General features: G+C 45.6%; 20 protein-coding genes. 14 read left to right on the top strand and 6 right to left on the bottom strand.

What is annotated here, in order from left to right:
- Window positions 1-18 precede the first annotated feature (18 nt).
- A protein-coding gene (locus QUF18_RS17405) for an IS3 family transposase (RefSeq protein WP_289386482.1) occupies window positions 19-1208 on the bottom strand; the annotation gives its coding sequence in 2 pieces (ribosomal slippage) (window positions 19-956 and window positions 956-1208; 1191 coding nt in all).
- A gap of 638 nt (window positions 1209-1846) precedes the next feature.
- Between QUF18_RS17405 and QUF18_RS17400 the strand changes: the two genes are divergently transcribed.
- From QUF18_RS17400 to QUF18_RS17385, 4 genes are all read left to right on the top strand, one after another.
- Window positions 1847-2629 (top strand): glycosyltransferase family 25 protein, encoded by a 783-nt coding sequence (locus QUF18_RS17400; RefSeq protein ID WP_289388539.1) that lies wholly within the window; start codon window positions 1847-1849, stop codon window positions 2627-2629.
- Window positions 2630-2682: 53 nt separating this feature from the next.
- Window positions 2683-3432, top strand: coding sequence for a hypothetical protein (locus QUF18_RS17395; protein WP_289388538.1), 750 nt, complete (start codon window positions 2683-2685; stop codon window positions 3430-3432).
- 44 nt (window positions 3433-3476) lie between these two features.
- On the top strand, window positions 3477-4274 hold the full coding sequence (locus QUF18_RS17390; protein ID WP_289388537.1) for a glycosyltransferase family 25 protein: 798 nt from the start codon (window positions 3477-3479) through the stop codon (window positions 4272-4274).
- Window positions 4275-4440: 166 nt separating this feature from the next.
- Window positions 4441-5238 carry a glycosyltransferase family 25 protein gene (locus QUF18_RS17385; RefSeq protein ID WP_289388536.1) on the top strand — a complete coding sequence of 266 codons (798 nt, stop codon included), beginning with the start codon at window positions 4441-4443 and terminating at the stop codon, window positions 5236-5238.
- Window positions 5239-5349: 111 nt separating this feature from the next.
- On the opposite strand, the gene QUF18_RS17380 is transcribed toward QUF18_RS17385, so the two are convergent.
- On the bottom strand, window positions 5350-8520 hold the full coding sequence (locus QUF18_RS17380; RefSeq protein WP_289388535.1) for an autotransporter family protein: 3171 nt from the start codon (window positions 8518-8520) through the stop codon (window positions 5350-5352).
- A gap of 441 nt (window positions 8521-8961) precedes the next feature.
- On the opposite strand from QUF18_RS17380, the gene QUF18_RS17375 reads away from it, so the two are divergent.
- The 5 genes from QUF18_RS17375 to QUF18_RS17355 all read left to right on the top strand — a co-directional run bounded on the left by QUF18_RS17375 (window position 8962) and on the right by QUF18_RS17355 (window position 13013).
- Entirely contained in the window at window positions 8962-9294 is a 333-nt protein-coding gene (locus QUF18_RS17375; protein ID WP_289388547.1) for a DMT family transporter, read from the top strand.
- A 168-nt stretch (window positions 9295-9462) separates the two neighbouring features.
- Entirely contained in the window at window positions 9463-10311 is an 849-nt protein-coding gene (locus QUF18_RS17370) for a mechanosensitive ion channel family protein (RefSeq protein ID WP_289388534.1), read from the top strand.
- 252 nt (window positions 10312-10563) lie between these two features.
- A complete protein-coding gene (locus QUF18_RS17365; protein ID WP_289388533.1) occupies window positions 10564-11004 on the top strand; it encodes a PACE efflux transporter in 441 nt (146 codons plus the stop codon).
- A gap of 221 nt (window positions 11005-11225) precedes the next feature.
- A complete protein-coding gene (locus QUF18_RS17360) occupies window positions 11226-11702 on the top strand; it encodes a PliI family lysozyme inhibitor of I-type lysozyme (protein WP_289388532.1) in 477 nt (158 codons plus the stop codon).
- Between the two features lie 252 nt (window positions 11703-11954).
- Entirely contained in the window at window positions 11955-13013 is a 1059-nt protein-coding gene (locus QUF18_RS17355; RefSeq protein ID WP_289388531.1) for a GGDEF domain-containing protein, read from the top strand.
- A gap of 123 nt (window positions 13014-13136) precedes the next feature.
- On the opposite strand, the gene QUF18_RS17350 is transcribed toward QUF18_RS17355, so the two are convergent.
- On the bottom strand, window positions 13137-13895 hold the full coding sequence (locus QUF18_RS17350; RefSeq protein ID WP_289388530.1) for an SIMPL domain-containing protein: 759 nt from the start codon (window positions 13893-13895) through the stop codon (window positions 13137-13139).
- A gap of 89 nt (window positions 13896-13984) precedes the next feature.
- A complete protein-coding gene (locus QUF18_RS17345; protein WP_289388529.1) occupies window positions 13985-14419 on the bottom strand; it encodes an NUDIX hydrolase in 435 nt (144 codons plus the stop codon).
- A 469-nt stretch (window positions 14420-14888) separates the two neighbouring features.
- Between QUF18_RS17345 and QUF18_RS17340 the strand changes: the two genes are divergently transcribed.
- The 3 genes from QUF18_RS17340 (at window position 14889) to QUF18_RS17330 (ending at window position 17373) form a co-directional block, all read left to right on the top strand.
- Window positions 14889-15680, top strand: a complete 792-nt coding sequence (locus tag QUF18_RS17340; protein ID WP_289388528.1) for an amino acid ABC transporter substrate-binding protein — start codon at window positions 14889-14891, stop codon at window positions 15678-15680.
- A gap of 236 nt (window positions 15681-15916) precedes the next feature.
- The gene (locus QUF18_RS17335) at window positions 15917-16597 is read left to right on the top strand and encodes an amino acid ABC transporter permease (RefSeq protein WP_289388527.1); all 681 of its coding nucleotides are present in this window, start codon (window positions 15917-15919) and stop codon (window positions 16595-16597) included.
- Window positions 16597-17373, top strand: a complete 777-nt coding sequence (locus QUF18_RS17330; protein ID WP_289388546.1) for an amino acid ABC transporter ATP-binding protein — start codon at window positions 16597-16599, stop codon at window positions 17371-17373. Before QUF18_RS17335 ends, QUF18_RS17330 begins: the two co-directional genes overlap by 1 nt.
- Window positions 17374-17595: 222 nt before the next feature.
- Here the strand turns inward: QUF18_RS17330 and QUF18_RS17325 are convergent, their stop codons facing one another.
- Window positions 17596-18567 (bottom strand): RgsD C-terminal domain-containing protein, encoded by a 972-nt coding sequence (locus QUF18_RS17325; RefSeq protein WP_374807207.1) that lies wholly within the window; start codon window positions 18565-18567, stop codon window positions 17596-17598.
- 310 nt (window positions 18568-18877) lie between these two features.
- Between QUF18_RS17325 and QUF18_RS17320 the strand changes: the two genes are divergently transcribed.
- Together QUF18_RS17320 and QUF18_RS17315 are read left to right on the top strand one after the other, a co-directional pair.
- On the top strand, window positions 18878-19471 hold the full coding sequence (locus QUF18_RS17320; RefSeq protein WP_289388525.1) for a nitroreductase family protein: 594 nt from the start codon (window positions 18878-18880) through the stop codon (window positions 19469-19471).
- A gap of 142 nt (window positions 19472-19613) precedes the next feature.
- Window positions 19614-20219 (top strand): flavin reductase family protein, encoded by a 606-nt coding sequence (locus QUF18_RS17315; RefSeq protein ID WP_289388524.1) that lies wholly within the window; start codon window positions 19614-19616, stop codon window positions 20217-20219.
- Between the two features lie 36 nt (window positions 20220-20255).
- Here QUF18_RS17315 and mazG read toward each other — a convergent pair whose 3' ends face one another.
- On the bottom strand, window positions 20256-21080 hold the full coding sequence (gene mazG, locus QUF18_RS17310; RefSeq protein ID WP_289388523.1) for a nucleoside triphosphate pyrophosphohydrolase: 825 nt from the start codon (window positions 21078-21080) through the stop codon (window positions 20256-20258).
- Between the last annotated feature and the right edge of the window lie 110 nt (window positions 21081-21190).

Below are 21190 nucleotides of genomic sequence, written 5' to 3'. Positions count from 1 at the left end.
TGACCTGCCACTGAACTTTCATCCAACGGCGATTAGAGCCTCGGCGGTTTTGACTACGCCAATTGGCGTGTTGGTAGCAACCGGCGGAAACGCCAAGCTTTCATCTTGCGCAGCGTTGGAGCCGGTTGCGGCGATGGATCCAGCATAGTCTGCCGGGGTTTGGTATCCCAGCGACGAGTGTGGCCGGAAATTGTTGTAATCGTCGGCCCATTGGGCGATGGCGCTGCGGGCGTGATCGAGGCCAAAGAACAGGCTTTCGTTGAGCAATTCGTCGCGCATCCGACCGTTGAAGGATTCAACATAGCCGTTCTGCATAGGCTTTCCTGGCGCGATATAGTGCCACTCAACCTTGTGATCCTTCGACCAGGCCAGGATGGCATTCGAGGTGAGTTCCGTGCCGTTATCGGAGACAATCATTCCGGGCTTGCCGCGTCGTTCGATCAGCGTCGTCAGTTCTCGGGCGACACGGCGGCCGGAGATTGAGGTGTCCGGGATTGCTGCCAGGCATTCCCGTGTCACATCATCAACGATATTGAGGATCCGGAACCGTCTCCCGCATGCAAACTGGTCGTGCACGAAATCGAGAGACCAACGGGCATTTGCTTTCGCCTCGACCAGGATCGGCGCACGCGTGCCGACGGCCCTTCGTCGAGCCTTCCGCTTGCGAACCGAAAGCCCTTCCTCGCGATACAGCCGATAGATGCGGTTGACGCCGGATGGCTCTCCGTCCCGCCTGAGCAGGACGAACAGCCGTCGGTAGCCGAAGCGCCGTCGCTCGTTGGCGAGATCGCGCAACTTTGCTCGCAATTCGACCTCCGGCGGTCGGCAGGACCGATAGCGGATCATCTTGCGATCAGCCGAAACAATCTGGCAGGCCCGCCGCTCCGAAAGACCCATTATGTCCTTCAGATGTGCAACGGCGTCACGCTTGGCGGCAGGCCCTACCATTTTTTTGCGAGAAGCTCGCGGAGTGCGGCGGCATCGAGCATCTGCTCGGCCAACAGCTTCTTAAGCTTGGCGTTCTCTTCTTCGAGTGCCTTCAGGCGCTTCGCCTCGGACACCTCCATACCGCCGTATTTGGCTTTCCAGTTATAAAATGTTGCGTCCGAAATCCCATACTTGCGGCACAGGTCGGCCACCTTCATGCCTGCCTCCTGCTCCTTCAGCACCGCAATAATCTGCTCTTCCGTAAATCGCTGCTTCTTCATTCGTCCGTCCTTTATCGGGCCGGACTCTAATCCATTCTGGAGGAAATTCTCAGTGGCAGGTCAGTTGGATGCGATGAAAAAATAGCAGCTTGATCATTGTTGAAGCCCGATATTTGTTATTGACAGGCAAAACCATATTAAACGGCGGCGTTCTGTTAATTTTATGACCGAGGATCTCGCGCCGAACTGTTTAAGTGGATTTATCAATGTGAGTATTACGAATATGTCAGCAACACATAAGGATCGGCATGTGTGTATGATAGTTACATATTTTTATTATAATTTATAAAATTATCATATTTATGCAAAATGATTAGCGCATGATTGGATTGTGTCTAGGAGTCTTCTAGATGATTAAAACACAATGGAGAGGATTTTAGTGCTTTGATAAATTTGCAAATTTTAATAAATAAAAATCTGAAAAGCATTTCATATAATTTGAATCCTGCACTCAGGCTGTGATTGACATTATGTTTAATAACAATTTTTTACATTATATTTTATAGAAGTGATTTTGCGGAGTGCATTGCAATGGGTAAGATTCAGTATGTTTCTGAAAAGCAGTTATTTTTTAACTGACTAGATATTATTTTTAGATTGTGTGTATATAATAATATAAAAATAAGAAGAGTGCTACAATGCAGGCTTATGTTATCAATTTAGATCGCTCAAAAGACCGCTATGCATTCGTAAAAAGCCAGTTTGATAAGTTCGGCATTCATCATAATCGTATTGCTGCCATTGATAAAGATAGCGCAGAAGATTATGGGCGTATGCAAACGGATTGCACCAATTGGCCGACCTTATATGATGCTGAAGTTGCGTGTTTTCTGAGCCATATTAAGTGTTGGGAGATTATTGCTCATGGCGATAGTAACTGTGGTGTTGTCTTCGAAGATGATGTTCTGATTTCGAAAGATCTACATAAAATTTTTTCTTATTCAGATTTACCAAGCGGTATAGATATATTATGTATTGAAAGCTTTAATTGCTCAGTTAAATTAAAAAAATATGGATCGATTGAATTTTCAGATAGAAAAGCTGAGGAACTTGTTGATTTTCAACCAGGATCTGCCGGTTATATTCTCACAAAATCTGCAGCTAAAAAACTGCTGAAGCTTTCATCGCATGGTATCAATTGTCCGGTAGATCATTTTTTATTTGATCCGCATTTTGATGTTATGAAATCGTTGAATGTTCGTCAATTGAATGCTGGCCTTGTTATACAGCAAGACCGTTTGTGCATTGAAAACCCGGTTTTTGTGTCTGAAGTAGGTTTGCGTTCATCCTCTAATCTAATGTTTTTGAAAAAAAATCCGCTTTCTTTTTCTATGAAGGCCAAACGTGAAGCCTTGCGGATACTGAATAAAATGTATTTAAAAATTTTTACAAAAAAATTATCACAAATAGAATTCAAATAAAATTAGAGTGTGCGAATTTCTGGCTCCTTAAGCGCGTATTGGGTAATGTAAATATGATAGTGAATACCATATGGATCGGTCGAGAATTGGGTCCAATTCACACAGCGTGTTTACGTTCATTTTTGCGCCATGGACATGATGTGGTTTTGCATGCATATGGCCGGCCGGATGATACTCCGAACGGTGTTCGTCTCTTCGATGCCAGTAAGCTAATGAAGGAAGAGGAGATTGTCCTTCATAAAGGAACTGGTAGCCTGACTTTAGCGGCTGATCGATATCGCTATCGACTGTTACGCGAAGGTATGGGGCTTTATGTCGATTGCGATATGTATTGTATGAAACCATTTCCAGAGAACGACTATACGTTTGGCTGGGAAGATGACGAAACAATCAACAATGCAGTTCTGAATGCGCCGCATGACAGTGCATTTTTGCAGCATGTATTGTCTGCGGCAGAAGATCCCTATTTCATTCCTTTATGGCGAAAAAAGCGTAAAACACTCTATGCTCGTACACGCAAGGCTATTGGTTTTCCTATCCATGTTTCGCAGCACAAGTGGGGAACTATTGGGCCGAGATTGGTTTCACATTATGTTAAAGAGCTTGGGCTTACTGAGAAAGCCAGACCAATTGATGCTTTTTATCCGGTATATTTTAAACAACTGGATCTATTGTATGAAAAAGGGTTGAAAATGAGGGATATTATAACGCCAAGAACTTATGGCGTTCATCTTTATAACTCATTATTAAAAAACAGACCTGTTATTGAGGGCAGTCCTTTGCATGAAATATTAAATGCATGATTTTAAATCACATTTAGAAATATGTGCCGGACTTGGATGTGAATATGAAATGCTATCTTATTAATCTTGATCGATCGGAAGATCGGCTTGCGAAAATGCAGGCGCAGTTTGATAGCTATAATCTTAACTTTACGCGTGTTGCAGCTGTTGATGGGAAAACATTAACAGCTGAGCAATTGTCGAAACTGGTAGATTCTGTGCAAATATGGGAAATTCCTCTGCCAGCCTCAGAGATTGGCTGCTTTTTAAGCCATAAAAAATGCCTCGAACTTATCGCGCATGGCGAAGATGAATATGCTGCAATTTTCGAGGATGATGTCACGCTTTCAAAAGAATGTACAAAATTTTTAAGCAATACTGACTGGATACCTAGAGGTGTCGATATTATTAAAATTGACACGAATGATATGTTAGTTGCTTTGAAAGACTTCATTGTAATTAAAAATACGGAATATGAGTTATCAAAGCTATGCAGTAAGCATTTATGCTGTGGAGGCTATATTGTTTCCCGGAATTCTGCTAAGCTTATTTTAAAATATATGGATAAAATATCTGTTCCGGTTGATAATTTAATTTATGATCCTAAGTATAGATTGTTTTCTCAGCTGAAGATTAATCAAATCATGCCGGCTTTGTGCATGCAGATTGATACCGTCAGTCTTATTGAAGCTGATCGTCAGCAATTGAGAATTGAGCATAAAAAAACACCATCGCTTTTGGGGTGGATTGGTCGTGAACTGATGCGCCCATATAAACGAAACGCACATATTATTAGCCCAGGTAACATTTGGGCGCGCTGGACGACTTCTACGCGTTGGATGAAGGTTCCATTTAAGCGTTAATATATTGTTTTTTAATGGATTTATTGTTATCCACGGTAAATTGATACCCGCATCACGGTGGCGTGATATTTGATTTTGCTTGCGCACAGATATTCGCTAATATTTATGCATATTGAGTAGGACTATTCATATAAATGCATGAGTCCGAGTTGCTTTGGGTGTATGAATGAAGTGCTACCTTATTAATCTGGATCGCTCAAAAGATCGCTTGGCGCAGATGGATGTCGAGTTTGGTCGTTTAGGGCTTTCATTTACACGTGTAGCAGCTGTCGATGGGCGCTTGCTTAGTCAGGGAGAGCTTGATGCAGTCACCGCACCCGTTAGACGTTGGGAAATTCCGATGCCTCCGGGGGAAATCGGTTGTTTTCTGAGCCACAAAAAATGCCTTGAAATTATTGCTCAAGGTGAGGACGACTACGCAGCTGTATTTGAAGATGATATTGTTTTGTCTGGTCAGGCACAAAAGATTTTATCCGATTCAGACTGGATACCAGCCGACGCGGATCTTATAAAAATTGAAACTTTTAATTCAGTGATTTTGCTTGGTGAATCTAAGAAAATTCAGGGTACGGACTGCAAATATGCGCGTTTGCTGAGCAAGCATCTCTGTACAGGCGGATATATCGTTTCGCGAAGTGCCGCAAAACGTATGTTGCAGTTTATGCAGCAAATTTCAGTTCCTGTAGATAATCTCATGTTTGATCCGCAATATGAGATGTTTTCCAGTTTAAATATTTACCAGATTTATCCGGCAATATGTAAGCAAATGGGTTTTGAAAGCCTGATCGAGGCTGATAGAAAAACATTACGTAAGCAGTATAAACACCGCCCATCTTTTCCTGGTCTGGTTGTTCGTGAAATTGTTCGCTCCTATAATCGTTCGTCGCATATTCTTAGCCCGACGAAATTATGGACAAGAATAACAAGCAAAAAACGCTGGTTGCGCGTGAGCTTTAAGCCTTGAACTAGCTATTTCAAAAAACCAAAACCGCTGTTTTGAAACGGTCCAGGCTATGCCGATTTCTCAGCCCTGTTTTATGGCCAGCTTCTAGCTGGCCATATTGTTTGTATTCGCTTACCACTTTAACCTGAAACCGACAGTGCCTTTATAAGCATAGCTGTCACCGAAATTTTTCAGGCTGGTATTGAGTAAGCCTTCACCATAGACCGAATATTTGTCGTCATGCCAGTTATAGGAGCCGCCAAGGCCAATGCCAGCCCAAAGGCGGTCGCTTTTGTTGGTCATTTGTATTGAAGATACATCAACACGGGTACCGTTGAGAAACTCATTATACAGATTTGCAACGCCATAGACTGAACTGCGGTTGAGGCCGCCTTGCTCATTGCGCCATGAATTTTGATAATCCGCGCTGACACCAAAACGCGCTTGTAAGCTTGCTGCTCTTTCACGCGAGACATCGGCACCAAAAACATCGGTGAAACTATCAAAATCGACGTTGGAGTAATTAAGCTGAGCTTGTGGTGTGAGCGACCAGTGGTCATTCAGCGTAAAGCGTTTGCCGATTTCTGACGAAAAGCCGTAACCGAAGCCATTATTTTTATCATCTGTCAGTGATGACTGGCCACCCTGATAACTCAGGTCGCTTCTGTACCATGTGACTTGCGCCTGATTGTCAATGTAAAAGCCATTGTCACTATACCAGGTTAGGGTGCCTCCAAAGCCATAGCCATCTGTTTTGATACGGCCGCTCCCGAGATCAGAGTCATTGCGTGACCAAATATCAGCTGTGCCATACGTATAATGAACGGTAAGGCCACCGATCAGTTTGCCTTGCTCACTCTCATGCAGCATGCCCTCCAGACCCGCCTGCATTTTGAAAGCATTATAATCATAGGTTGCATCTGATGTGGAAGTGTCTGGCTTCATCTTCGTATGTGAGCCCTCCATACGCCCCCAAACGCCATTGCTTTGGGTAAAGCCGCCTGCTTCAGTTGCCGATGCGTATGGCTCTATTGCATCCGCGCCTTGGGAGAGTGTCAGGATGCCAGCATAGCTCCAATAGCGATTACCAATGCGCTGTTGCATGGTTGGCATGGTATTCAGCCCTAGCAGGAACTGCGGATAGACCTCATAAACAGGTACGCCAGCCTGATAATTGTCATCATCGAGATCAGAGCGCAGATACCAACTGCTATCTGCTGGGTCGGAGATACTGCCTTGATAAAGCTTGTAGGTATAAGCGCCTGCAACAACAGTATTTGCGCCACGATTTCGATAGGCGCCGATAAGTGTAAAGACACCATCGGAAGGGGCACCAACCTCAATAACTTTAATGCCGTCAATCGTTTGCGCACCAACTCCGCCAGCATTACGTACTGCTAATTGATTGGTGCCGGATACCGCACCGTTGAAAATGATTGTGTCCGTTTCAGAATTATCATCACCAAGTTTGGTGTTAATGGCAAACAAGCCACCACTGCTGCTATAATCAGATTGAACGGTCAAACTTTTGAATTTTGAATTCGACGGGGAAAATGCAATGCCACCGGTATTGGCTAATGAATATATGGTTGAATTCCCAGTTATAAGCCAGGTGCTGCCGCTGTCTAATGTGAGGGAGTGTAAAACCTGATTATCTGTGCCAATTCTTGCAGCGCCAGACCACTGGGATTTATTTGTCAGATCAATATTCACTTCTCCACTATTTACGAGCACGTCACCACTTAGCTTTGATGAAGTGACATTAAGTTGGGCAATGCCAACCTCATGTTCAGTTTTATACAAGTCACTTGAAAAGAGCAGGGCGTTTGCGCCCTGATCCGCTTTTATCGTAGATCCTGTAATCGTGAGCGTATTGTTCTCGCCACCAAGAATACGGAGTGCAGCGGCATTCGCTACATCAAGTGTCGAGCCGGTAATTGTGACTTTATTAGAGTGAGATATACCGGCTCTGTCTGTATCTTCTGTATCTACAGTTTCTTGGGTTGTCGGTCTTGGAAAGAGATCCGGATCAAGAACACGCGGAGCGGGCGCAGGCGGGAGACTGCGATCTGCAAAATTATTACCAGCCATATAGATGCCAGAAGCATTTGTTCCGGTTGTAGTGATCGAGCTGTTCGTTATGTTGACTTCAGATCCAAGATTAACAGCAGCTCCGTGCGCGCCTTCACCGCTGGTTATTATCTGGCTGCCTTCACTGATATTAATACTACCAGTACCTTGACTGAAAATACCTGCCGCATTTTCACCCGTTGTGGTGATGTTGATGCCTTTGGCCTGTATGTCTGAATTGGTGGTTGCAACCAGACCATAGGCCTGACGACCATTGGTTGTGACTTGCATTTGTGCAACTGACACATGGGATGGAGCCCAACTGCTCACGCCTCCATTGCTAGCACCAATACCATGAGCACCAATGCCATATGTAAGGATTTTTCCGCCATAAATAGCAGAGCGCGTATTGATGTTATCTATGGCGGTTGCATTATTGCCATGCGTTGTCACATTGATATTATTGATTTTAGCGCGCTCTACGGAGGTGTCATCGACATCCATAGTTAAATTAATGCCGTTGCTGCCATCAGTCCACGTCTTGATATCCCCATTCGTTAAATTAAGGATATTCTTACTCTCAGCATTTATTCCGTATAAGTGTTTTTTAGAAGACAGATCGCCCGTAGCCTCATCACGCCCTGTCGTTATGCTGAAATTTTTCGCCGTGACATTGTTATCGCGGACTGAAAGGGCGCGGACATTAACGGTATGAATTTGACTGTTACTTAGATTGAGCGTGGCGTTAACCTGGTTGTAGACACCATTAGCGGAAAACGCGGTCGCGCCAATTCCACTACTGCTATCACCTGCGGCAATGACCTTTAAGCCGTCGATCGTTAATGTAGATGCCCCGTTTAAGACAATAGCTTGGCCTGAGGATGCCGTTGATATGACTGTATTGGATGCGCCATCTGCGCCTGAGATCGTGACATCACTAGCTGTTTTGATATTGATCGTCGTTTTATCGCTTTTTAAAGTAACAACAGAATTCGTAATAGAAAGTTTGCTGTTTCCAACCTTTATCGCTTCTGTTCCGGTCGCATCAATATCTATAATTTCGTTATTATAGAGGGTAGGCGTATTGTTATTAACGACGGTAATCGGCGCCGTTATCGGTTGTGCAAACATTGAATTGGAATTGAGAAGAAAGACGATCGTGGATAATGAAAGTAATTTTATATTGTTTTTTATGATGTTTTTTTTCGTTGTTATACGGGAAATCATATCCATGTCACATCCTCAAGAAATATATCCGTGATGTGAATTATTATTGTATGATGAAAGAATAATGCAAACATATTTAATTCAAATAATATAAATATATATTATTATAAAAACTTCTAATTACAATGTATCCTTATTTAAAAATTTAAATTTACTGAAATTTGTTTATGCCATATTTTCCCGCATGATGCTGAGTGAAATGCCCTCTGACCGGGCCTGTTTTAAAATGGCAATGCCAAAATTATAACAATGGCAGTGATTGTAATAATCGTAAGTATTGCCAGCGGAATATCACGCATAGTTTCCCCATAATGTTAGTTTTCTATGAGGCGGTGTCGTTTGCAAAATAACAAGCTGTGACCTCTTACTGTTCCGAAGTATTTTTAATGATTCAAAATAAACAGGAAATGCTTTAAGAATAAAAACGCATTTTTGAGGTGTTCATTGCTGAAAAATTATATTTTTTTAACCGCAGCCATCGTTGCCGAGGTGATTGCAACAACAGCGTTGGCGCGCTCGGAAAGCTTTACCAAACTGGTTCCCAGCTTGATTGTGGTTGCAGGCTATGTGGCTGCTTTCGGTCTTCTGTCGTTTCCGATGCGGGTTATGCCTGCAGGTATCGTCTATGCCATCTGGTCCGGTATGGGGATCGTACTCATCACGGCCATATCATGGATATGGTATCAGCAAAAACTGGATTTTCCTGCTTTGATTGGCTTAGGTTTTATTATTGCTGGCGTTCTGATTATCAATTTATTTTCGCGGTCCGTGAGCAGTTAAAACCGGCGCCTTGGTATTAGAGGTCGCAATTTTATTTTGTGCGTATGAAATTCTTACAGAGCAGTTTATTGCGTCTTGTCTAAATATATGAAAGCGCTAATTTGTTTATGTCTAGAGTTTAATTTAGGCATTTCATTACAATCATTAAGATAAAATTGAAGTTGAAAAATGCAGGATCAAACAGCAGAATTTATTCAAAGCACGAATGCCCTTGCCCTTCAGATATCCAATCTCGTTTTAAGTTATTCTTTATCGACCCTCGGTGCGATTATTATCTTATGCGTTGGTTGGATCATTGCCGGTACATTGCAAAAGTGGACGCGCCAATCCCTTTCTAAATTGAAAGGTTTTGATCATACGCTGATCGGCTTTTTAAGCGCATCCGTACGCTACGGTATTCTGATTGTTGTTCTGGTGATGGTGCTGGGGCAGTTTGGTATTCAGACCGCGTCAATTCTCGCCGCCTTAGGTGCGGTTGGTCTGGCGATTGGCTTGGCTCTGCAAGGGACGCTGCAAAATATCGCAGCAGGGATTATGCTGCTTGTGTTGCGTCCGTTTAAAGTCGGTGAATCAATCACAGCAGGGACTATTTCGGGAACAGTCACAGAAATCGGATTATTCTCGACGGAGCTGAAAACCTATGACGGGCTTTTCATCATGGCGCCAAATTCTTTGCTCTGGAATACGCCGGTTACCAATTTCAGCCGCCATAAAGTACGTATGCATGATTTTAAAGTTGGTATTGGCTATGAAGACGATGTGCAAAAAGCATTCGGTATCATCAAGGCAATCATCAGCGATCAAAAAGGCGTTCTGAAAACACCCGAGCCGGTTTGTTTTGTCTCTCAGCTTGCTGACAGCTCCGTTGTTATCAGTTGCCGGTACTGGATAGAATCTTCCCATTATTTCAGCGTCAGTAATACGACAACAGAACGTGTAAAAGCCGCTTTCGAGCATGGTGATATCAATATTCCGTATCCGCAGGTGACCTATCACCGCTCGCAAAGCTCGAGTTAGTTTTCACTTGTGATTGTTTATCCGGTGGTGCGTATGAAGTCCGGAATATCCGGCTGCGCATCACCGTTTATTGGACTTGTCAGCGTGCAGGTTTGGTTTCATTCTTGCCCGACCAAGTGTTGACTTGTCGGGAAGTGATGCTTATTTCTGCATTTAGCAGATGGAAAACCGCGATCTGCTAATTTTTCCCATTTATATGAGTGCCGGGGCGTGCCGGCTCGTAAGTTAGATTTGCTAGCTGAGGAGCTGACAATGTTTGTTCTTTCGCCGCTCAAGCGGCGCATTACCTATGTTACTATTTTTGAAATTATCGCTATTGTGGCTTCCACCTTATTGCTCATGATGTTGAGCGGTGGTGATGCACAGGGCTCACTGCCAATTGCTGTTGTCATCTCTCTGATCGCTGTTACATGGAACTACACCTATAATCTGATGTTTGAAAAATGGGAGGCGGGGCGACAGGTAACCGGCCGCAGTGTTGCTGTGCGTGCAGGGCATGCTTTTGGTTTCGAATTCGGCCTGTGTTTGATTATCATTCCGATTTATATGGTTTGGTATTCCGTAGGATTCTGGAAAGCCTTTCAGATGGAGGCCGTTTTGCTGCTGTTCTTTCTGATCTATACTTTTGTTTTTACCTATATTTTTGATCTGATTTTTGCCCTGCCAAATCATGTGGCTGTTGCAGCAGAATAACGGATAAAGCGGCTGTCTTCTGAAGTGAGGAGGTCAGCCGCTATAATTTCTATATGAGAAGTAACGTCGTGTGCTTTAGGGGCGCTAAGCTCTCCTCATTTTCAGACTTGGCGGCACAATTCAATCAAGAACTATATTAATGTTCCCGAACATATCAATGTCTTAATCACCATGCATTTTTAGAAAATTGATTGAAGTTTTTTGAATGTAAGGAAAGCGTGATGAGATATTCCGCGCATATTATATCTGTTATTTGTATTTCAGCTTTGTCGGCCTTTCCGGCTTCAGCCAAAAATGCCGTTATGATGACACTGCCGGATAAACGGGTGGCAGTGATTTCCGAAGGCGATCTGGAACCGGCATCTATCGGTAGCTACACGGTTGCCCTCTATAAGGATGACGGGTTGATTGACTATCTCGGCGGCGGGATTTTTCCCCGCGAGGGCTCTGTTTTTGATGATAGTGGCAAGCCGAGGATCAGTTTTGGCGATATTACCGGTGACGGTAATCCTGAAATGATCGTTTCCAAACTCACGGCCGGTTCCGGTAATTATCTGGATGTTGATGTCTTGAAACTCAATGACAGTGTGGTTGAACGTGTGCTGAATTTTACCAGTGACACCAAAAAAGATCTGCTCATTGAGGCTAAGCGTGCCTATAGTCAGGAGAATGAGCAGCTAAACAAGAGCGCACCTTAATAAAGATAAATCACCTGTGTGGTCAGACTTGCATATGCAATCTCAGAAAAAAGAAAATTATACTGATGTAAAATAAACAGTTCTCAGTTATGAAGCTCGCTTCCGGTAAAATAGCTGAGCTGTTTATTTCCTATGCCTTCACTCGATTACCATACTTTATTTATCATCCTGATTATGAATTCGGCTATCCTGGCAGTCATTTGGGGTGGGGTAGCCCTTGCATATCGTGATTTTTATGCTGCCAGACACTGGATGGCAGGATCACTGCTGACTTGTATTGGTGCGTTTCTGCTTATCCTGCAATATAGTATCGGTGGTGCATTTCCGGCCGTTGCGGGAAATTTTTTGATCATCGCAGGCTTTTGGTTGTTTTATACCGGATTGCTGGCTTTTTACGGAATTAAAATCCGCAGCATTTTGCTTCAGCTTGTTGTCATTATGTCGATCAGCTTGTTCTCGGCTCTGGCTGAATATAGCAACTGGCTGTGGCTGGCCGCGGTTCACGGACTGACCTATCTTGCAGCACTTGTTTGCATGTTTGTTTTTCTCGCAGCCCGTCGCCATAAAAGTCCCGGTGCCTATGTCTGTTTGGTTGCCGTTTTTCTGGGGGTTGGCTGTCAGATATACAATCTTTATCTAACTTTCCGTATTTCCGCTAAAGATATAGATGTTTCGTACTTCCTCACGCTTTATGCCTATAATTTTTTGGTGATGCAATTCAGTGCCGGTCTGCTGACCTTTGGCTTTTTCATCCTGACGATTGACGCTTTGCGCAAAGAAGTCGAGCGCCTTGCCGGCGTGGATGATCTGACAGGCTTGCCAACCCGCAAGCGTTTCAATGCTGTGCTAAACCTTGCGGATCAGCAATTTAAAGAGCGTGACATTCCCTATGCTCTGCTGCTGATTGATGTCGATCATTTCAAGAGTTTTAATGACGATATGGGGCATCGGGCAGGCGATGTGATTTTGCAGCATTTTGGTAAGACAGTTTCATCTTTGCTCAAAGTCCGGCAAATTATGAGCCGTCATGGCGGTGATGAATTTTGTATTCTGCTACCGGCAAGCACAAAAGAGCAGGCTGAAACCTTAGCAAAACGCATCAAAGAGAAGCTATCTGCGCTGCCTATCACGGTCGATGCCAAACCGATATTTGTAACTGTGAGTATCGGGATTGCGCTGCGCAATTCTGAAACGACTGTCTCACAGGAAGCAGATATATTCGACGAGGCTGACAAGGCTTTATATCAGGTAAAACGCAATGGCCGTGATGGGTATGAATTCTATCACGCTGCTTTTGAGCATGCTGAGTAAGCTCAGCTAGAGTATAATTTTAATGTGATAGAGCGATCTTGGGTGCCAAGTCCGGTACACGGCGCTCTAATAAAAAACCCTGCCGTAAGGGCAGGGTTCTGAATGCTTTATTATGCGTGCCGTTTACTGTGTGATTTCAAATTTCACAGTAACATTCACATTGTAGCTGTTTTCACCTGCGGAAAGCGGCACAGAGTCACTGGCAGGTTCTGCTGCCATTGCAATCATCTTGGTACGCGCCATTGGCATAGGGCGACCATTGTTGACATATTCAGTGATTTCAAGCACGCGGCCAAGTTTTGCGCCTGCTGTTTCGGTCAGGATTTTAGCCTTTTCCATCGCGTTTTCCATGGATTTCTTACGGGCATCCATCAGGACTTTTGAAGGATCATCATTCACAAAACGCAGGCCGCCGCTCTGGTTTACGCCGAGATCAATGGATTTATCCAGCAGGTCGCCAACCTTATCCAGATCGCGCACACGAACTGTCAGGCCGTTGGTCACATTGTAACCGATGATTTTAGGGGCTTTCAGGCCATTTTTATCATTCGGATAGGTGTAAGTCGGCTGAATATTAACACCGGAAGTTTGCAGATCGCGGTCTTCAATCCCGGCTTCCTTCATGGCTGCCAGCACTTTCGACATTGCTTTATTGTTGTCTGTCAAAGCTTCACGTGCAGTTTTGGCTTCACGCAGAACACTCAGATCAAGAATGGCCATATCCGGCGCAGCCTGAACTTCACCTTCACCGGTGACGACGATGAATGTCTGTTTTTCTGACACATTTTTCTCCTGAGCAAAGGCTGGCTGCGAAAGCACTCCCGCCATAGAAACCGCAATAAATGCAGAAGCGAAAAGGGCGGCTGTTTTACGATGTGTCATAGTTTCTCCTGATAATAAAATCGGTTTAACTGCTATATTTCAATGAATTACGGAAGTTTTAGGGCTAAAAGCAGGCAATCTGACTATTGTTATGCGGCAGGTATAAATTCTTTACACAGTGGCAGTAAATAATTCTCGGTTAATGGTGCCAATGGCAAGTCCACTTTTTGCAACGGATCTACCCAGACGATCTCCTCAATTTCTGCTGCTTTGGCGACTGGCTGATTGAGGGCAATACGAAATATTTCGGCCTCAACTGTGAAGCCCGGTTCATTCGCTGCGGGAGCCGAGAAGGCGCCCAGATAATGCGCCTGATCTTCCGCGATTGTCAGACCTAACTCTTCCTGTAACTCGCGTTGCAAAGCTGCGACCGGCGTTTCACCATTTTCAATTTTTCCGCCAGCCTGCATAAAAGCCGATGTACCAGCCTTGCGTACCAGCAAAATCCGGTTATCCGGCGCCATTAATATTGCTGCTGCAATATGAATGCGTTTACTCGGAGTGGCTTTTAATACGGAATGCATGGGATAAAATTCCTGACAGGCTGGATACAGAATGCGTGACTTCTATTCAGTGCCCGCTCTTTATAGCGATGACCAGATGAAGCTCAGATGAATGATTTTCTTTATTATAGTCTGATTTGAGCAAAAATCTTCAAGCAGTAGGCAACAAAATACGCATTCGCGCATTATTCAGCAAAATACCGCAGAGAATAAGCAATTCAGTAGAATGCATTTTTTTACATTTGTCGCTGAAATAAGCCAACGAGTAAAAATTTCTACAACCGATCAAAATTAGGAATTTATTTTTGCATTCTGAGTTTCCGCAGGCGCAAATATATCTGTGACGCTCTGACCAGCCATGACATCTTAATCGCAACACGGACTGCAAATCCAAACTGCACCGTTGAACAGTCAGGCACAGATAATAAGTGCTCTAACGATTATGGAAGTGGCCTTTGACATCAAAGGTCTCGTTAAAAGGACAGGTAATATGAGCTGGTTTAAGTCTATTCTTGCAGTTGGTGTGTTGCAGACAGCCGTTCTTGGTTCCGGTGTTATGACCAGCCAGTCTTTCGCGGATGCAGCGCTTGATCGTATCAAAGCCGAAGGCGTTCTGAAAATCGGAACTGAGGGCACCTATGCACCGTTCACCTATCATGACAAAGACGGCAAGCTGGTTGGTTTCGATGTGGAAATCGGTCAGGAAATCGCCAAGCGCCTGGGCGTTGAAGCCAAATTTCTCGAAGGTAAATGGGATGGTCTGATCGCCGGTCTCGATGCCAACCGTTATGATGCCGTGATCAATCAGGTCGGCATTACTCCGGAGCGCCAGAAGAAATATAATTTTTCAGAACCATATATTGCATCCAAAGCCGTATTGATTGTTAAAACCGGCAACACCGATATCAAGAAATTTGAAGATCTGAAGGGGCGTAAATCCGCGCAGTCGCTGAGCAGTAACTACGGCAGGATTGCCCGTGAATACGGCGCAGAAATCATTGCCAATGATGGTTTTGACCAGTCCATTCAGCTATTATTGAGCGGTCGTGCGGAAGCAACCGTCAATTCAAGCCTCTCTTTCCTTGATTTCAAAAAGCAGAAGCCAGATGTGAAGCTGGAAGTTGCTGCTGAACTCGAAAATGCCGATCGTTCCGGCGTTCTACTGCGCAAGGGTGAAGAAGACCTGTTGGCGGAAGTGAACAAGGCGCTTGAGCAGATCAAAAGCGACGGCACTTACGGTAAAATCTCCGAAAAATATTTCGGTGCAGACGTTTCTAAGTAATTATGTCTCCCAAGCATAATAAGGCCGGCGATTTATGATCGCCGGTTTTCCGCCGCCCGGATAGCGGGGCAGGGACCCATGTAAACCTTAGAGCGCCGTGCGCCCTCTTGGGCGCACAAAGGTCGCTCTAACGCTTTATATTTACAGCATAATTTCACCTTAAACTGATCCAAGTTTAAGGAATTATGCTGTAAGAAGACCGTATGAGGGGCAACAAACATAGCGGGGACGCATAAATGGCTGATATTCTAACTCTGATGCTTGACTCTTTAGGGCCGCTGTTATGGGCTGCTCTGATTTTTACTATTCCGTTGACATTATTGTCGTTCTTTTTCGGCACAACGCTCGGGCTTTTTGTAGCGCTCATCAGGCTGTTTGCGCCACGACCCATTGCAGCATTTGTCAATTTCTATGTCTGGCTGATCCGTGGCACACCGCTATTGGTACAGCTCTTCCTGATCTTCTATGGCCTGCCAAGCCTTGGCGTCACACTGGATGCGTTTCCGGCAGCGCTAATCGGCTTTACATTGAGTATCGGCGCTTATTCCTCTGAGATTTTCCGTGGTGTGATTGTTGCTGTGCCAAAAGGGCAGTGGGAAGCAGCCTATGCAACCGGCATGAGCTGGGGGCAGGCGATGCGCCGGACAATCCTGCCGCAGGCAGCGCCTAATGCTGTACCACCTTTGTCCAACAGCTTTATCTCTCTGGTCAAAGATACATCGCTGGCAGCAGCGATTACGGTGCCGGAAATGTTTCAGGTGGCGCAGCGTATCGTTGCTGTAACCTATGAGCCGCTGATCCTCTATGTGGAAGCAGCTCTACTATATCTGGCGCTCAGCTCTGTGCTGTCTTATCTGCAAACCCGTCTGGAAACACGGCTGAAACGCTATGGCGGCTTTCTGGAGGTCCGTTCATGATGATCGAACTGAAGAATATTGTTAAAAAATTCGGGGACAACACCGTTCTCAATGATATCTCGCTCTCTATTGCTGAGGGCAGTGTTACGGCTTTTATCGGCCCTTCCGGTGCGGGTAAGAGCACATTGCTGCGTTGCCTCAATCTGCTTGAGGTGCCGACGTCCGGTGCAATTGAAATTGCCGGTGACAGGTTGAGCTTTGAGCCGGAACGGAAAGTCAGCCAGAAGGAAATTCATCTGATCCGCCGCCATTCCGGTATGGTGTTTCAGAATTTCCAGTTGTTTCCGCATCGCACAGTTACCGAGAATATTACCGAGGGGCTGATTACGGTTCAGAAATGGCCGAAGCAAAAAGCACGTGAACGGGCAATGCAATTGCTGGAGAAGGTAGGGCTTTCCCAAAAAGCTGATGCATGGCCTGCAACACTCTCCGGTGGCCAGCAGCAGCGTGTTGCTATTGCTCGCGCTTTGGCGCCTTCGCCTAAAATTCTGCTCTGCGACGAGCCGACTTCGGCACTTGATCCGGAACTCTCCGGTGAGGTGGTCGATGTGCTGGCACAGCTGGCGAAAGAGGGCACGACAATGATTATGGTGACCCATGATCTGCGGCTGGCCTCCAGAATTGCTGAGGATGTGTTGTTTATCGATAATGGCGTGATTGTTGAACGTGGTACAGCTCAGGCAATTTTCCGCGCCCCTCAGGAAGAACGTACTCGCCGCTTCGTCAATACATTGACCCATGAAGGGCAGGGTTTTAATCAGGGAGCCGGTATCTGAGTTAGAGCGGTTTATGTCCTGATTGGATCATGGCACTCGCTCTAATTTTTTAAGTGTCGCATATTCACGAACACTAAATAAATTCATTTGTGTCAGACATTCTCTGGTTCAATGTATTAAAAATATCTTTTAAGATATTGATTTAAATAAAAATCCTGCAATCGTTTGATTGCAGGATTTGTTAATTCAACATGATATTGGGATTGTTTTTAGCGATAATTCTTAGTCAACCTGATCGCTATCAACCTCATTCTCTGCTTTGGCAAAAACATCAACGTCTTCATTTTTACCGGATTCAACGGTGAATTCACGCTGATACAAACGGTCTTTATTCTTGGCTACAGCGATATAATCACCGGCTGCCAGAACGAGAGATGCATAGGCGCTCACACTTTCAAAAACGATATCACCATTGGTATTGACGATATTCCATGATGTATCCGCCAGCGCTTCACCGCCAACATCGCGCAGCAGTTTCAGCGTAATTTCAGCGGCATCATGCTCAACTGTTGCTTCAGTCAGTTTACCGGCGCTAACCACGATTTCAGCGCGGATTGTTGCATTGACGCTGCCGTAATTCGACACCACGTGATAAGTGCCACTATTGAGGCGCACCACAGTATTCGGTTTGATATTCGGTACAATCAGCGAGCGATCATTGCCTTCGTCCTCGTTATCATAGATCGAGAAGCGCAGGAATTTATCTGAAATTTCTTTGCCATCCGGCAATTTGGCACTGAGCTTCAAACCACCGGCATCAAGGATCAGTTTTTCATGACGGCTGGCATTACGGATCGTAATGCGCTTGGTTGCACCCGCACGACCAAAACTGACATGCACGAGATAGCTGCCCTGTGGCAATGAAAAGCTGGCCGTGCCGCCTGTTGCAGTGGCAATCAGTGGCAGTTTATCTTCAGCATTGGGTTCCGGTGAGAATACACGCCATACCAGACCTTGCTGAAGGGCAGGGCCATCCGCAGTCAGTTGCGCTTCCAGCAGCAATTCATTCTGGTTTGCAAGCGGTGAATTTTGAGGCGCACGCGGATCAGCATAAGGGGTAATTCCGGCTGCCGGTGCTGCAGGAGACATAATCGCGCCGGTTGGCGGTGTGTTGCTATCCGGCTCTTCACCTTCAGGAATTGAGATTTTCGGCAGTTGCAACTTGTCAAATTGCGCACCCGGCACCACACGCATGGAGAAACCCTCCTGCGGTTGTGATAAATCCTGTGCCATTGCAGAACCGGTAAAAATCAGGCTCGTTGAAATCAATGCGGCAGCACAGAGGCTCCGGCCTGGCGCATAATATATGCGATGAGCGGATCGTTTTCTGGCATGCAGAACAGCGCTGAATTTCATAAGCCGGTACTCATTTGAATTTCGTAGTCACAGACGTTAATGTTTGACCGCAGTGTAAAGGCATTTTCAAGGCTGATGGTGTTAAAATGTCATCAGTTTGCATTAAACACACATATAACTGCATCGAACAGAATGAACAGGAAATAAAGTGTCGGATCTCATTGATTTCTTTAAAACCCGCAATTCCACCCCGATTGTTGGACTGATTGAGCCTGCACCATCCGCAGATGAACTGGCAGAGATTCTGACAATTGCCTCCCGCGTACCGGATCACGGCAAGCTTAATCCATGGCGCTTTATTATTTATCGTCGTGATGCACGCATTCAGGTCGGCGAAATGCTGGCAGACCGCGCTGCACAGCGCGCAGTGGAAAATAATGAAGAATTTTCTGACAGCCACCGTGAAAAAGAACTGAAGCGTTTCTCCCGCGCTCCGCTTGTTATTGGTGTGGTTTGCAGCCCGCGCGATACACATCGTATTCCGGAATGGGAGCAATTTCTGTCTTCGGCTGCGAGCGCCATGCAGCTTTGCAATGCCGCGAATGCGCTGGGCTATGGCAGCAACTGGATCACCAACTGGTATTCTGATGATGAAGAGGGCAAGCGCCTGCTCGGTATTGCCCCGCATGAAAAAGTGGCTGGCTTTGTGCATATTGGCACACCAAAAGCAGCAGCACCCGATCGTCCGCGCCCTGAATTGCAATCTTTGGTGAGCGAATATACGGGCCCGTATCAGGGCTGATTTTACCGGTTATATCAAAGTTCATTGAGTGAAACGCATTGAACTTTGGTTAAGCCATTGTGGCGATTGAACACTTTCAAGGCGTGATGCGTTAGCATCTTGAGCCGCCTTGGTATTAAAACGACAAGAACAGAGATTTTTAATGTTTTATGAGCCGCAAAAAGGCCATGGCCTGCCGCATAATCCTCTGAAGGCCATTGTCGCACCGCGTCCGATCGGCTGGATCGGAACACGGTCGAAAGAGGGGGCTTTGAACCTTGCCCCCTATTCGTTTTTCAATATTGTCTGCGATACGCCACCTTTGCTGATGTTCAGCTCTTCCGGCTACAAAGACAGCGTGGCCTTTATCGAAGAAACGCGGGAATTCACGGCCAATATGGTTGGTGAACATCTTGCAAAGCAGATGAATGCGACATCGGTCAATGCACCGCGCGGCGTCAGCGAGTTTGATTATGCAGGGCTGACTGCCGCTCCTTGCGAGCAAATTAAGGCATCGCGTGTGGCTGAAGCCTATGCGACGCTGGAATGTGTGGCGGTCGATATACGCCAGCTAAAGGGCAGGGATGGCGCCCTTGCCGATGCCTATATGGTAATCGGTGAGGTTGTCGGCGTGCATATTGATGAGACAATCCTTGTCGACGGATTGATTGATATCACCAAATCCAGACCGGTTACGCGCCTCGGCTATATGGACTTCGCAACGACTGATACGGTCTATCAGATGCTTCGCCCCAAATGGGGCGAATGATCTGTTTCACACTTGCAGGCCGGAAGATAGCAAGCCTTATTTTCCGGCCTGTTTGGCTTTATTCCAAAGCGCTTCCATCTCATCAAGGCTTGCAGCCTCCAGAGATTTTTCGTCACTGGTCAGCGCATCTTCAATGAAGTGAAAACGGCGTTTGAATTTTTCATTCGCCGCACGCAAGGCCATTTCCGGTTCAAGTTCCAGATGGCGACCGAGATTGACCATGGCAAACAGCAGGTCGCCATATTCTTCAGCAATATGAGCCTTGTCCTGATTTTCCATTGCTTCACGCAGTTCCTGCGTTTCTTCGGCAACCTTGTCCAGAATAGGCGCAGCCTCTGCCCAGTCAAAACCAACACGGGCAGCTTTTTGCTGATATTTCAGCGCGCTGACCAAGGCAGGTAAATAGGTCGGCACATCTTCGAGAAAGCCCTTTTTCTCTGTGGTTTCAAGACCAAGTGCAGTGCGTCGGGTAAGCCGTTCATCTTTTTCAATTTGTTTGATACGGTTCCATGAACCTTTGGCCATACCAGCAGAGCGCGCTTCTTCATCGCCAAAAACATGCGGATGACGGCGGATCATTTTGGTGGTTACAGCCTCAACAACATGGCCGAAGTTGAAGCCGCCTTTTTCTTCTGAAATACGTGAATGGAACACCACTTGCAGCAGCAGATCGCCAAGTTCCTCGCGCAAATCATCCATATCGTCACGTTCAATCGCATCAATCACCTCATAGGCTTCTTCAAGCGTGTAGGGGGCAATCGTGTTGAAATCCTGCTCAACATCCCACGGGCAACCGGTTTTCGGATCACGCAGCGCAATCATAATGTCTAAGAGAGTTTGAATATTGCGCGAAGGCTGCATAATGGAATCCTGACTAAACAGAGACCGGACAATATATCCGATTGATTATATGGCTATTTGAACCTACTGGTGCCATAAAATTCGACTTATGAAAACCGTCTGTAACCGAA

This window comes from Pseudochrobactrum kiredjianiae (assembly GCF_030362795.1).
Lineage (GTDB): Bacteria > Pseudomonadota > Alphaproteobacteria > Rhizobiales > Rhizobiaceae > Pseudochrobactrum > Pseudochrobactrum kiredjianiae.
This window is presented reverse-complemented; position numbering and strand designations above follow the sequence as displayed.

Coding starts and splice junctions, on each gene's coding strand:
- QUF18_RS17400 (WP_289388539.1), top strand. CDS start 1,847: ATGCAGGCTTATGTTATCAATTTAGATCGCTCAAAAGACCGCTATGCA.
- QUF18_RS17395 (WP_289388538.1), top strand. CDS start 2,683: ATGATAGTGAATACCATATGGATCGGTCGAGAATTGGGTCCAATTCAC.
- QUF18_RS17390 (WP_289388537.1), top strand. CDS start 3,477: ATGAAATGCTATCTTATTAATCTTGATCGATCGGAAGATCGGCTTGCG.
- QUF18_RS17385 (WP_289388536.1), top strand. CDS start 4,441: ATGAAGTGCTACCTTATTAATCTGGATCGCTCAAAAGATCGCTTGGCG.
- QUF18_RS17380 (WP_289388535.1), bottom strand. CDS start 8,520: ATGGATATGATTTCCCGTATAACAACGAAAAAAAACATCATAAAAAAC.
- QUF18_RS17370 (WP_289388534.1), top strand. CDS start 9,463: ATGCAGGATCAAACAGCAGAATTTATTCAAAGCACGAATGCCCTTGCC.
- QUF18_RS17365 (WP_289388533.1), top strand. CDS start 10,564: ATGTTTGTTCTTTCGCCGCTCAAGCGGCGCATTACCTATGTTACTATT.
- QUF18_RS17360 (WP_289388532.1), top strand. CDS start 11,226: ATGAGATATTCCGCGCATATTATATCTGTTATTTGTATTTCAGCTTTG.
- QUF18_RS17355 (WP_289388531.1), top strand. CDS start 11,955: ATGGCAGGATCACTGCTGACTTGTATTGGTGCGTTTCTGCTTATCCTG.
- QUF18_RS17350 (WP_289388530.1), bottom strand. CDS start 13,895: ATGACACATCGTAAAACAGCCGCCCTTTTCGCTTCTGCATTTATTGCG.
- QUF18_RS17345 (WP_289388529.1), bottom strand. CDS start 14,419: ATGCATTCCGTATTAAAAGCCACTCCGAGTAAACGCATTCATATTGCA.
- QUF18_RS17340 (WP_289388528.1), top strand. CDS start 14,889: ATGAGCTGGTTTAAGTCTATTCTTGCAGTTGGTGTGTTGCAGACAGCC.
- QUF18_RS17335 (WP_289388527.1), top strand. CDS start 15,917: ATGGCTGATATTCTAACTCTGATGCTTGACTCTTTAGGGCCGCTGTTA.
- QUF18_RS17330 (WP_289388546.1), top strand. CDS start 16,597: ATGATCGAACTGAAGAATATTGTTAAAAAATTCGGGGACAACACCGTT.
- QUF18_RS17325 (WP_374807207.1), bottom strand. CDS start 18,567: ATGCGTGTGGTGCCGGGTGCGCAATTTGACAAGTTGCAACTGCCGAAA.
- QUF18_RS17315 (WP_289388524.1), top strand. CDS start 19,614: ATGTTTTATGAGCCGCAAAAAGGCCATGGCCTGCCGCATAATCCTCTG.
- mazG (WP_289388523.1), bottom strand. CDS start 21,080: ATGCAGCCTTCGCGCAATATTCAAACTCTCTTAGACATTATGATTGCG.